The 11,303-nt window shown below is 72.4% G+C and carries 10 protein-coding genes and 1 pseudogene; 6 read left to right on the forward strand and 5 right to left on the reverse strand.

The window, feature by feature from the left end; translation table 11 throughout:
- Together CCN56_RS22645 and CCN56_RS22650 are read left to right on the forward strand one after the other, a co-directional pair.
- A pseudogene (locus CCN56_RS22645) lies at positions 1-777 on the forward strand (helicase-associated domain-containing protein); the annotation flags it as partial.
- Between the two features lie 100 nt (positions 778-877).
- Entirely contained in the window at positions 878-2,518 is a 1,641-nt protein-coding gene (locus tag CCN56_RS22650) for a DNA repair helicase XPB (protein WP_086829477.1), read from the forward strand.
- 4 nt (positions 2,519-2,522) lie between these two features.
- Here CCN56_RS22650 and CCN56_RS43350 read toward each other — a convergent pair whose 3' ends face one another.
- Both CCN56_RS43350 and CCN56_RS22660 read right to left on the reverse strand, forming a co-directional pair.
- The gene (locus CCN56_RS43350; RefSeq protein ID WP_086829478.1) at positions 2,523-2,903 is read right to left on the reverse strand and encodes a hypothetical protein; all 381 of its coding nucleotides are present in this window, start codon (positions 2,901-2,903) and stop codon (positions 2,523-2,525) included.
- A gap of 48 nt (positions 2,904-2,951) precedes the next feature.
- The gene (locus tag CCN56_RS22660) at positions 2,952-3,137 is read right to left on the reverse strand and encodes a hypothetical protein (RefSeq protein ID WP_086829480.1); all 186 of its coding nucleotides are present in this window, start codon (positions 3,135-3,137) and stop codon (positions 2,952-2,954) included.
- 230 nt (positions 3,138-3,367) lie between these two features.
- Between CCN56_RS22660 and CCN56_RS22665 the strand changes: the two genes are divergently transcribed.
- Together CCN56_RS22665 and CCN56_RS22670 are read left to right on the forward strand one after the other, a co-directional pair.
- Positions 3,368-5,476 carry a UvrD-helicase domain-containing protein gene (locus tag CCN56_RS22665; RefSeq protein WP_256962093.1) on the forward strand — a complete coding sequence of 703 codons (2,109 nt, stop codon included), beginning with the start codon at positions 3,368-3,370 and terminating at the stop codon, positions 5,474-5,476.
- Positions 5,473-5,892, forward strand: a complete 420-nt coding sequence (locus CCN56_RS22670; protein ID WP_086829483.1) for a VOC family protein — start codon at positions 5,473-5,475, stop codon at positions 5,890-5,892. The genes CCN56_RS22665 and CCN56_RS22670 overlap by 4 nt, the downstream gene beginning before the upstream one ends.
- Here CCN56_RS22670 and CCN56_RS22675 read toward each other — a convergent pair.
- Both CCN56_RS22675 and CCN56_RS22680 read right to left on the reverse strand, forming a co-directional pair.
- Complete coding sequence (locus CCN56_RS22675; RefSeq protein ID WP_086829486.1) at positions 5,889-6,776, reverse strand: aminoglycoside phosphotransferase family protein; 888 nt, start codon at positions 6,774-6,776, stop codon at positions 5,889-5,891. The genes CCN56_RS22670 and CCN56_RS22675 overlap by 4 nt on opposite strands.
- A gap of 17 nt (positions 6,777-6,793) precedes the next feature.
- The gene (locus CCN56_RS22680; protein ID WP_086829488.1) at positions 6,794-7,384 is read right to left on the reverse strand and encodes a TetR/AcrR family transcriptional regulator; all 591 of its coding nucleotides are present in this window, start codon (positions 7,382-7,384) and stop codon (positions 6,794-6,796) included.
- Between the two features lie 116 nt (positions 7,385-7,500).
- On the opposite strand from CCN56_RS22680, the gene CCN56_RS22685 reads away from it, so the two are divergent.
- Positions 7,501-8,094, forward strand: a complete 594-nt coding sequence (locus tag CCN56_RS22685) for a DUF2867 domain-containing protein (protein WP_086829490.1) — start codon at positions 7,501-7,503, stop codon at positions 8,092-8,094.
- 78 nt (positions 8,095-8,172) lie between these two features.
- On the opposite strand, the gene CCN56_RS22690 is transcribed toward CCN56_RS22685, so the two are convergent.
- Complete coding sequence (locus CCN56_RS22690; RefSeq protein ID WP_086829492.1) at positions 8,173-8,862, reverse strand: copper homeostasis protein CutC; 690 nt, start codon at positions 8,860-8,862, stop codon at positions 8,173-8,175.
- A gap of 329 nt (positions 8,863-9,191) precedes the next feature.
- Between CCN56_RS22690 and CCN56_RS22695 the strand changes: the two genes are divergently transcribed.
- The gene (locus tag CCN56_RS22695; RefSeq protein ID WP_256962094.1) at positions 9,192-11,189 is read left to right on the forward strand and encodes a transposase; all 1,998 of its coding nucleotides are present in this window, start codon (positions 9,192-9,194) and stop codon (positions 11,187-11,189) included.
- Positions 11,190-11,303 lie beyond the last annotated feature (114 nt).

Below are 11,303 nucleotides of genomic sequence, written 5' to 3' on the forward strand. Positions count from 1 at the left end.
CGTCGACCACGTCCTGCTGCAGGCCGACCTGACGGCCGTGGCGCCCGGGCCGCTGCGGCGGCCGCTCGCCGACGCGCTCGCGGTCCTGGCGGACGTGGAATCGAAGGGTGGCGCGACGGTCTACCGGTTCACGCCCGGGTCGGTACGGCGCGCGCTGGACTCGGGGCGGTCGGCGTCCGACCTGCACGACTTCCTGACCGCGCACTCCCGTACGCCGGTGCCGCAGCCGCTCGCGTACCTGATCGACGACGTGGCGAGGAAGCACGGCCACCTGCGGATCGGGGCGGCGTCCGCGTACGTGCGCTGCGACGACGACACCGTCCTCGGCGAGATCCTGGCCGACCGGCGCTCCGCCGCCCTGGGCCTGCGCCGCCTCGCGCCGACGGTGCTGGCCGCGCAGGCGGACCCGGCGTCGCTGCTCGACGGGTTGCGGGCCATGGGGTACGCCCCGGCGGCCGAGTCCGCCGAGGGAGACGTCCTGATCACCCGCGCCGAGGAGGGTGGCGTCGGGGGCCGGCGGCCCCCGCGGCGACGGGCGGCCTCCCCCGCACCTCGGCCGCCGAGACCCTGGCGACGGTCCAGGCGGCGGCGATGACGGGCTCGGCGGTGTGGATCGGCTACGTCAACGCGGAGGGCGCGGCGAGCCAGCGCGTCATCGCCCCGGTCCGCGTCGAGGGCGGCTTCGTGACGGGCTACGACCACACGGCCGACGAGGTCCGCACGTACCCCCTGCACCGCATCACGGGCGTGGCGGAACTGGCGGACGACCAGGTCTAGGACCTGTCCGACCCCTGCGGCCCCGCCCACCGCAGGCCCGGATCAGGCAGACTGGAGGATTGGCCGTCGTCGGAGCGGCCCGGGAAGGACCAGATCGCACGTGAATGGGCCACTCATCGTCCAGAGCGACAAGACGCTGCTCCTGGAGGTCGACCACGAGCTCGCCGAGGCCTGTCGTCGGGCCATCGCGCCGTTCGCGGAGCTGGAGCGGGCGCCGGAGCACATCCACACGTACCGGGTGACGCCGCTGGGACTGTGGAACGCGCGGGCCGCCGGTCACGACGCCGAGCAGGTCGTCGACGCGCTCGTCGAGTACTCGCGGTATCCCGTGCCGCACGCGCTGCTCGTCGACATCGCCGAGACCATGGCCCGGTACGGCCGGCTCACGCTCTCCAAGCACCCCACGCACGGGCTCGTGCTCACCACGACCGACCGGCCGGTCCTCGAGGAGATCCTCCGGTCGAAGAAGGTGCAGCCGCTGGTCGGGCAGCGGATCGACCCGGACACCGTCGTCGTGCACCCCTCCGAGCGCGGGCAGATCAAGCAGACGCTGCTCAAGCTGGGCTGGCCGGCCGAGGACCTCGCCGGGTACGTGGACGGCGAGGCGCACCGGATCGACCTCGCCGAGGACGGCTGGTCGCTGCGCCCGTACCAGAAGCAGGCCGTCGACGGCTTCTGGCACGGCGGCTCCGGTGTCGTCGTGCTGCCCTGTGGCGCGGGGAAGACGCTGGTCGGGGCCGGGGCGATGGCCCAGGCCAAGGCGACGACGCTGATCCTGGTGACGAACACCGTGTCCGCCCGGCAGTGGAAGCACGAGCTGGTGAAGCGGACCTCGCTGACCGAGGACGAGATCGGCGAGTACTCCGGTACGCGCAAGGAGATCCGGCCGGTCACCATCGCCACCTACCAGGTGCTGACGACGAAGCGGAAGGGGATCTACCCCCACCTGGAGCTCTTCGACTCCCGGGACTGGGGCCTCATCGTCTACGACGAGGTGCACCTGCTGCCCGCGCCCGTCTTCAAGTTCACCGCCGACCTGCAGGCCCGGCGGCGGCTCGGGCTCACCGCGACCCTCGTCCGGGAGGACGGGCGTGAGTCGGACGTCTTCTCGCTGATCGGGCCGAAGCGCTTCGACGCGCCGTGGAAGGAGATCGAGGCGCAGGGGTACATCGCGCCCGCCGACTGCGTCGAGGTCCGGGTCAACCTGACCGACTCCGAGCGGCTCGCGTACGCCACCGCCGAGGCCGAGGAGAAGTACCGCTTCTGCGCGACGACGGCGACGAAGCGGAAGGTGACCGAGGCCCTGGTGAAGAAGTTCGAGGGTCAGCAGATCCTCGTCATCGGGCAGTACATCGACCAGCTGGACGAGCTCGGCGAGCACCTGGACGCGCCGGTCATCAAGGGCGAGACGTCGAACGCGCAGCGGGAGAAGCTCTTCGACGCCTTCCGCAACGGCGAGCTCAACGTGCTCGTGGTGTCGAAGGTCGCGAACTTCTCGATCGACCTGCCGGAGGCCACGGTCGCGATCCAGGTCTCGGGCACCTTCGGCTCCCGCCAGGAGGAGGCCCAGCGGCTCGGCCGGGTCCTGCGCCCGAAGGCGGACGGTCACCAGGCGCACTTCTACTCGGTGGTCGCCCGGGACACGATCGACCAGGACTTCGCGGCGCACCGGCAGCGGTTCCTGGCGGAGCAGGGGTACGCGTACCGGATCGTGGACGCGGACGAGCTGCTGGCGCCGTAGCCGGTCAGTCCATGAGCTGGAGGACGACCCCGGCGACCCCGAGGGCGTACTGGGCGATGACCAGGGCCCGGCGAGGCGTGGTCGCCATCCGATCCCGAGGGGTGACGAGGGCGACCAGGCCGGCCGCGACGGCGGCACGGAACACCCAGATCGCGGCGTCGGTGAAGGCTCCGGCGGCGCCGTCGCCGTCGATGGCGTCACCGAGGACCAGCACCATGGTGAAGACGAAGAGCCCGAGGAGGACGACGAAGCCTCCGAGGGCGGTGAAGCGCAGTCTCCGGGTGGTGCGGGCGAAGTCGTCGGTCGCGGGGGTGGTCGGCGGTACGGAGGGCTCGGGCGTGGTCGGCGGTACGGAGGGCTCCGGGGTGGTCGGCGGCGTCGTCATGGCTCGATGACATCAGGGCGCGCCGGGCCCGCCCAGGCGTTTCCGTACTCAGTCGGGGCCGGGGGCGTACTCAGGGCGGGGGTTCTTGACCCCCGCCTCCGGCGGGCCGTAGTCGCCCAGGAGGACGACCGACGCCGCCGCGCCGCCGAAGGCGCGTATCGCGCGGAGGGCCGTTCCCAGGTGGGTGCGGGGACGGGGGACGGTGGTCACGAGGGTGAAGGTCGTTGCGCTCATGACTCCATGATGGAATCCGGACATTCAGAACACATCGGCCCGGGGGTGGAATCCGGATCCACCCCCGGGTGGACTCGTCCCCCTAGGGGAAAAGGGATTCGCCCGGCCGACCGCCCGGAGTTAGACTCGTCCGCTTCCCCGCCTCCCGCTCGTGGAGCGCGCCGCCGTCCGGTCGGAAACCGGCGGCCACCTCGTCGTGTCCGCGTATCCACCTGCCCGGAGGCTTCACCGTGTCCGTGTCCGTGTCCGTGTCCGTACCCGAGTCCTTGTCCGAGTCCGATCCGCTCGCGCGTGAGCGCGCCCACCTGACCTCGTCCCGCGCCGCGCTGCGCGCGATGCGCGAGGACGTCGAGGCGCTCGACATCAAGGACGTCACCGCGAACTGGGTCAACTCCCTGGTCCTCGGGCGACAGATCGAGGACCGGATCAAGGCGCTCGCCGACCTGGCCGACACCCCCCTCTTCTTCGGGCGGCTCGACTACCTGCACACCACGCAGGAGGGGCAGCCCGTCGCCGGAGGCGACTCAATTGGCACTGTCTACATCGGGCGGCGGCACGTGCACGACGCCGACGGCGATCCGATGGTGATCGACTGGCGTGCGCCGGTCTCGCAGCCGTACTACCAGGCCTCGAAGAAGGACCCGCAGGACGTCGGGCTGCGGCGACGCTTCGGGTACACGGGCGGCGACCTCACCGCGTACGAGGACGAGCACCTCTCCGACCCGGAGGCTGAGACATTCAGCGGCTCCGCCGCGGGGTCACACACCAGCCGGCTGCTCCAGGCCGAGATCGAGCGGCCGCGCGTCGGCCCCATGCGGGACATCGTCGCCACCATCCAGCCCGAGCAGGACGGGATCGTCCGCTCCGACCTGTCGGGGACGGTGTGCGTGCAGGGAGGCCCGGGGACCGGAAAGACGGCCGTCGGTCTGCACCGTGTCGCGTACCTGCTGTACGCGCACCGCGAGCGGCTCGCCCGTACCGGCACCCTGGTCATCGGGCCGAACCGTTCCTTCCTCCACTACATCGAGCAGGTGCTCCCCGCGCTCGGCGAGTTGGAGGTGCAGCAGGCGACCGTCGACGACCTCGTCGCGCACGTCGAGGTGCGGGGCACGGACGAGGCGGCGACGGCGGTCGTGAAGGGCGACGCCCGGATGGCGGAGGTGCTGCGGCGGGCGGTCCGCTCGCACGTGACGCTGCCGACGGAGTCCCTGATGGTGGTGCGCGGTTCGCGGCGCTGGCGGGTCCCGGCGTACGAACTGGAGGAGATGGTGCGGGAGTTGCTCGACCGCGACATCCGGTACGGCGCCGCCCGCGAGGCCCTCCCGCAGCGCATCGCGCACGCGGTGCTCGTCCGCATGGAGGAGGCGGGCGAGGCGCCCGACGACCGGGTGCAGAACGCCGTCGCGCGGAACACGGCCGTGAAGGCCGTCGTGAAGGAGTGCTGGCCGCTCGTCGACCCCGCGAAGCTGGTGCTGCGGCTCCTTTCCGACGCCGAGTTCCTCGCCGAGCACGCCGAGGGGCTGCTCACCGAGGACGAGCAGAAGCTGCTGCTCTGGGCGAAGCCCGCGCGGAGCGTGAAGTCGGCGAAGTGGTCGGCGGCGGACGCCGTCCTCATCGACGAGGCGAAGGACCTGGTGGAGCGGACGCATTCGCTCGGGCACGTCGTCCTCGACGAGGCGCAGGACCTGTCCCCCATGCAGTACCGGGCGGTGGGCCGCCGCTGCACGACCGGTTCGGCGACGGTCCTGGGCGACCTGGCGCAGGGCACGACGCCGTGGGCGACGGAGAGCTGGGCGCAGGCGCTCGGGCACCTGGGGAAGCCGGAGGCGGTGGTGGAGGAGCTGACCGCCGGTTTCCGCGTGCCGCGCGAGGTCATCGCGTACGCCTCGCGGCTGCTTCCGCACATGTCGCCGGGGCTCGCGGCGGTGGAGTCGGTACGAGAGAACCCTGGGTCCCTGGAAGTCCGTACCAGCGACGCCCTCGACGAGGACGTCGTCGCCGCCTGCGTCGAGGCGCTCGCGCACGAGGGCTCCATCGGTCTGATCGCCGCCGACGCGCGGATCGCGCCGCTCGCGGAGGCGCTGACGGCGGCCGGTCTCGCGTACCTCTCCCCCGGCGAGGAGACGACGGCCGAGTCGCGCCTCACCCTCGTCCCGGCCTCGCTCGCGAAGGGTCTGGAGTACGACTACGTGGTCCTGGACGAGCCGGCGGCCGTCGTCGACGGCGAACCCGACGAGCGGACGGGCCTGCGGCGCCTCTACGTGGCGCTGACCCGTGCGGTGTCGGGTCTGACGGTCGTTCACTCGGCGCCGGTGCCGTCCCAGTTGGGGGAGCTGTGACCGTCGGGGCGCTGCACCACGTCGAGCTGTGGGTGGGCGACCTGGAGCGGGCCGAGCGGAGCCTCGGCTGGCTGCTCGGGGCGCTCGGCCACGCGCCCTTCCAGTCCTGGGAGGGCGGCCGCAGCTGGGCGCTCGGCTCCTGCTACCTGGTGGTCGAGCAGTCCCCGGCGCGCACGTCGGACCGGCACGACCGCCTCCGGCCGGGCCTCAACCACCTGGCCTTCCACGCCGGCGACCGGTCGGCCGTCGACGCCCTCGCCGCCGAGGCGCCGGCGCACGGCTGGCGGCTGATGTTCGCGGACCGGCATCCGTACGCGGGCGGGGACGGCCACTACGCGGCGTACCTGGAGAACGAGGACGGGTTCGAGGTGGAGCTGGTGGCGGCGGAGGCGGAGGCGGAGGCGGCGACCGCCTAACCCATGGACGCGTACTCGGCGAGGGCCTCCGTGTGGCTGCGGCGGGCGATCGCGGCGAGGACGGGGTTCTTCCCGCGGTAGTGGTTCTCGGTCACGACGCCCCAGACCAGGGCCCAGCCCCGGCCGCGCGCCCAGGTGGCGTCGTCGACGTGGGCGGCCTCGCGGAAGAGGGGGCGGGTGTCGGCGGTGAGCAGCGTCCAGGCGGGCATGGTGTCGACGGCCGGGTCTCCGACGCCGAGGCAGCCGAAGTCGATGACGGCGCTGAGGCGGCCGTCGTGGCCGAGGAGGTTGCCGGGCAGCAGGTCGCCGTGGGTCCAGACGGGCGGGCCGTCCCACTGCGGGAGCCGGAGCACGGACTCCCAGGCGGCGGTGGTGAGTTCCGCGTCGATGGAGCCGTCGGCCCCGAGGGCGCGGACGGCGGGCGCCATGGCGCCCTCCTCCCAGTCGGTGACCGGGCCGCCCCGGGAGGAGGCGGGGCCGCCGGTGGCGTCGACCTCGCGCAGGGCGCGGCCGAAGCGTCCCAACTCCACGGCGGTGTGGGCGAGATCGCCGAGCGGAGCGTTGTGGGCGTCGTCGCCGTCGAGCCAGGCGAAGACCGACCAGGCGCGGTCGTATCCCTCCCCGGGTGCCCCGTGGCCGACGGGCACGGGTACGGGCAGGGGCAGGTGGGGGGCGAGGTGCGGCAGCCAGCGCTGCTCCTTCTCGGCCTGCCCGGCCGCCCAGTCGGCCTTCGGCAGTCGTACGGCGAGGTCGTCGCCCAGCCGGAACACGGCGTTGTCGGTGCCGGCGGAGTCGACCTCCCGTACGGGAAGCCCGGCCCAGTCGGGGAACTGGGCGGCGATGAGCCGCTCGACGAGGGCGGCGTCGATGCGGGGAGGGGTCATGCGCGCGAGGCTAGCGATCAACCGTCTTGCGGGCCATGGGATTTCGCCCCCTCCGGCCGGTCCAGGATGAGATCGCCGGCGCGGGCGAGGACCTCGGCGCGGGTGCGGCCCTGGTGATCGGCGGCGAGGAAGTGGTGTCCGATGGCCACGCAGAAGGCGAGGAGGGAACGGGCCTCGACCTCGTCGGGGTCGGCGCAGAAGGTGCCGATCATCTCGCGGAGCAGTTCCATGCGCCGGTTGTCGACGCGGCGCAGGCGTTCGGCGACGGCCTCGTCGCGGCGGGCCCAGTCGCGGACGGCGAGGTCGATGGGGCGCAGCCGGTCGCCGGAGAAGGTGAGCATGCCGGCGAGGGTGATGAGGGCCCTGGGGTCGCCGTCCGGGTCCTGTCGGACGCGCTCGACGACCTGGTCGGCGGCTTCGCGTTCCCAGGTGTCGAGCATGGCGGCGAGGAGGGCGTCGCGGTCGGCGAAGTACCCGTAGAAGCCGCCTTTGGTGACGCCGAGTCGTTTGGCGAGGGCTTCGACGCGCACGGCGTCGGGTCCGCCGTCGGCGAGGACGGCCAGTCCTTCCTCCACCCAGCGTTCGCGTGGTGTGCGTGCGGCGCCCACGGTGTGTCCTCCCTCACTCGCCGACCGAATATACGCCTCCGTACATCAGGTCTGGCATCGTTGACCTCGTAGTTGTACGCAAGCGTATAGAACGCGAGGGAAAGGCGGCAGCGCTCATGAAGCTCCCCGTCACCGAACACGCCACCCGGCCGTGGCGGATCCACGAGTACGCCCCCGACTTCACGACCCTGGACGTCTGGTCCTTCCGCACGCCGGGCGCCGGCCCCGACGACTTCCCGGTGATGCTCGCCGCGATGCTGGCGGACGGCGGCTTCGCCCGGCAGTCCCCGGCCACCCGGTTCCTGTTCGCGGTGCGCTGGAAGCTCGGCGCCCTGCTCGGCTGGGACGAGCCGCAGGCGGGCCTCGGCACCCGGGTCCGGCCCCTGCGCGAGCGCATGCCGGAGGAACTGACGTCGACGGCGTCCCCGGCCCCCGACGGCAGCCCGTTCACACCCCTCTACGAGCTCCACGACGAGAGCGCCGGCGAGCTGGCGAACTCGACCGTCCACGGGGTCATGCACCTGGGCTGGGTGAAGACGCCCGCGGGCGACCACGAACTGCGCATGGCGGTCCTGGTGAAGCCCAACGGCCGCCTCGGCCGCCTCTACCTGGCCCTGATCGCCCCGTTCCGCCACCTGATCGTCTACCCGTCGCTGACCCGCCGCTGGGAATCCGCCTGGCGGGACCGGGAGCGGCTGCCCGGACGGTGACCGCCCGGGCCCCGGGGGGGCCACCGCGGTGGAGGGGGCCGCGCCCGGGAAGCGGACGGCGGCCCCCGTCGCCGGGGCCTACGCGTCGACCGCCTCGCGCCACGTGCGGACCGCGTCCGCCGAGACCGGGGACGTCCAGCCCCGGGGGCGGGCCGCGCCGCCGATGTGGAAGGCGGTGAGGCCGGCCGTGCGGAGGGCCGGGAGGTGGTCGAGGCGGAGGCCGCCGCCGACGAGGATCCGGGGCTCGTAGCCCGGTTCGCCCGTGCGGGCGGCTTCCGCGCGGAGGGTCGCCAGGCCCTCGTCGACGCCCGCGGCGGCGCCCGCCGTCAGGTAGGTGTCGAGGCCGGGCAGGTCGGCGAGCGCCTTGCGGAGTCCGTCGCGGTCGGCGGCGCGGTCGATCGCCCGGTGGAAGGTCCAGCGGCAGCCGTCCAGGACGGCGATCAGGCGCTCGACGGCGACCAGGTCCGGTTCGCCGTCCGCCGTGAGGAAGCCGAGGACGAATTCGGTCGCGCCCGCCGCGCGGAGCTCCTCCGCCCGGCCGGCCAGGGCGTCGACGTCGCCGGCCGCGAAGCCGTCCGCCAGGCGGAGCATCACGCGGAGCGGGATGTCGACCGCGCGGCGGATGGCGGTGAAGGTGGCCGTGGCCGGGGTGAGCCCGTCCGCCGCCATGTCGGTGACGAGTTCGAGCCGGTCGGCCCCACCGGTCTGGGCAGCGACCGCGTCTTCCTCGTCGAGGGCGATCACCTCAAGGACAGCACGGTTGCTCATCGAGCCCATTCCTCCATGAATGACGACTACAGGTCTAGTCCAATGACCAGACTAGGAGATGTTCCGCGTTGCGGGTAGTCGATCTTCGAGCCGTGGAGGGCGGCACAGACAGCGTCTGCGATCGTCTCGCTCCGCCTACGGCGTCACCTCAGAGGCCTCCCACCCTCGCGGCGCTCACCAGCGCACACCCCGCCCCCATCAGCCGTATGTGCGTGCGAGGCATCGCACACGATGGTGAACATGTGCGGTTCTCGCCCAGCTGTGCGGCGTGATCCCTACGTTGAGATCCGAGGCGGGAGCAGTGGCGGGGGGTGATGGTGGTGCGGTCCATGGAGACGCAGCGGCGCTTCCGGGGGAAGGGCGAGGCTCCGAAATGGACCAAGCCCGACGAGGGGACGGTATCGGTGATGGTGCTGCCCCTGGCCGTCACCGACCCCGGCGACCTGGCCCGGCTGGACAGGCTGTTCAGCGCGATGTGGAGCATCAAGCGGGCAGTCCAGCGGGACGCCCGCGCGAAGGTCGATGCGTACTGGACCGCGCGCTGCGAGCGAGGGCGGAGCGGACCGAAGGCGGTGAGGCAGCGTCTCGGACTGTCGCGTGAGGGTTTGGAGCGGTGCGCCTACCGGCACCTCGAAGGCTCGGTGCACCTCAAGCACCATGTCTCGAAGGCCCTTGCGATGCATATGGCCGACGCGGTGTGGAACGGCGTCTCCCGGCACCTGTTCCCCGACGCGGCCGGCCACCGCTCCGGGCGGCCGAAGACCGGCCGCCGGTACGACTTCACCCGTATCCCCGGCCGCGCCCGCTCCCACACGACTGTCAACAAGTGGGAGACGTTTCGCTTGGTCGGCTCCCTGGCCGGGCACCTGGCGGCATACGCGGACGGTGGCACGTACGCGCTGATGCAGCCGCGGCGTATGCCGAAGCCGATCGCGCCGGACGGCAAGGTACCCACAGACAAACTGACGGCGGCCGGGACGCCGAGGATGCGCAAGGCGACCTGGTGGGACCACACAGGCCCGCTCGCCGTGGTGTTCGCCGGAGGCCCCGACAGCCGCCGGGCCGACCTCGTGTTGCCCGTCCGCATCCCACAACAGCCAGGTCAGCGGGAGCGGGTGCGACATTTCCTGAGCGACTCGGGCCGCTGGCACAAGGTCGATCTCGTGCGGCGCCGGAAGGCATCCGCGCCGGGCGGCTGGGTCTACGAGGCGCACCTGATGGTGCTCGGCCCCGGCTACAGTGCCCCCGCCGTACGCACGATGCGCGACCAGGCTGCCGCCCTGAACCGGATCGGCGGGGTGGACGGCAACGTCTCCAACTTGTCGGTCGTGTCCTTCCCCGCCCTCCTCGGCAGCGGCACACCGATTTCGACCGAGGTCACGCTGAGCGACACCGAACGGCTGCGATTGGAGAAGGAAGCGGGTAAGCGGCGGGGCCGTGCGCGAGCGCTGGAGCGTTCGCGGCGGTCGACGAACCCTGCTCAGTACGCGCTGTCGAAGAAGCAGGCCGTCCGGGCCGCACGGCGGTCCGAGAACGGGCTCAAGCCCAAGACCGTCCACGTGCCGGGGGGCGCCCGCGCCGCCCGAGCGAACAGTGTGCCGAAGCAGGCGTACCGGCACGACCGACTCTCCAACGGTTACCGGGGAACACGCGCCCGACAGGCCGAAGCCGCCGCCTCGGCCGCCGAGCACCGCAGGTTCCGCGCCCGCACCGTGGCGCGGGAGATCATCGCCACCCACGGCCCCGTGCTCGTGGTTGAAGACTGCGACATCCGCACCTGGTACCGCCTGTGGGGCAAACGTCTCTCCCAGACCACACCCGGCATGCTGATCGCCGCCTTGGAGGCGGAGTGCAAAGCGGCAGACGGCCGACTCGTGCGAGCCTCCACCTGGTCAACGGCCCTGTCGCAGCACTGCCTGTGCGGGGAGCGTGTACGGAAGACCCTGCGCGACCGTGAGCACAAGTGCCTCGCCTGTGGCCTGGCCGGCAAACGCGACCTCGTTTCCGCCGCCCTGGCCGCCTTCGTCCGCTTCACCGACGTGGACGACCCGAAATCGGCGCACCTGGACACCGCACTGTCCCGGCATGCCCAGATCACGTACGCAGAAGCGCTGAAAGAAGCGCTGCGGGAGTCAACCACACCGATCCCGAACACCCCTCGGGGTACGGGACGCGTGGCAGTTCCACGGCAACACCGCCCTGGGACCTCTGCTCCCCGAACCGCCGGACAGCGAGACCGAACAACCCCGGATGAGACACCTCAAGGTGCCCACGCCGGACCGTTCGGCCCTCGCCCCGGCCGCAATCCGCAGCTCACCCTCTGGTGAATTGCGGATCAAGTCTTAGTCGTGCGCGTGGCCTCCTGCATCGTGCCCCGCCCCATCCGTCTCATCCGCGACCGGAGCGGGCGCGACGGGCAAGGCGCCCGCTCCGGTCGCGGA

It is taken from the genome of Streptomyces sp. NRRL B-24572 (genome assembly GCF_002156145.1).
Taxonomy (GTDB): Bacteria; Actinomycetota; Actinomycetes; order Streptomycetales; family Streptomycetaceae; genus Streptomyces; species Streptomyces vietnamensis.

Bases quoted from the DNA above. Each gene is read 5' to 3' on its own strand.
- CCN56_RS43350 (WP_086829478.1), bottom strand. From the start codon at position 2,903: ATGACGACGCCGCCGACCACCCCGGAGCCCTCCGTACCGCCGACCACG.
- CCN56_RS22660 (WP_086829480.1), bottom strand. From the start codon at position 3,137: ATGAGCGCAACGACCTTCACCCTCGTGACCACCGTCCCCCGTCCCCGC.
- CCN56_RS22675 (WP_086829486.1), bottom strand. From the start codon at position 6,776: ATGACCCCTCCCCGCATCGACGCCGCCCTCGTCGAGCGGCTCATCGCC.
- CCN56_RS22685 (WP_086829490.1), top strand. From the start codon at position 7,501: ATGAAGCTCCCCGTCACCGAACACGCCACCCGGCCGTGGCGGATCCAC.
- CCN56_RS22690 (WP_086829492.1), bottom strand. From the start codon at position 8,862: ATGAGCAACCGTGCTGTCCTTGAGGTGATCGCCCTCGACGAGGAAGAC.
- CCN56_RS22695 (WP_256962094.1), top strand. From the start codon at position 9,192: ATGGAGACGCAGCGGCGCTTCCGGGGGAAGGGCGAGGCTCCGAAATGG.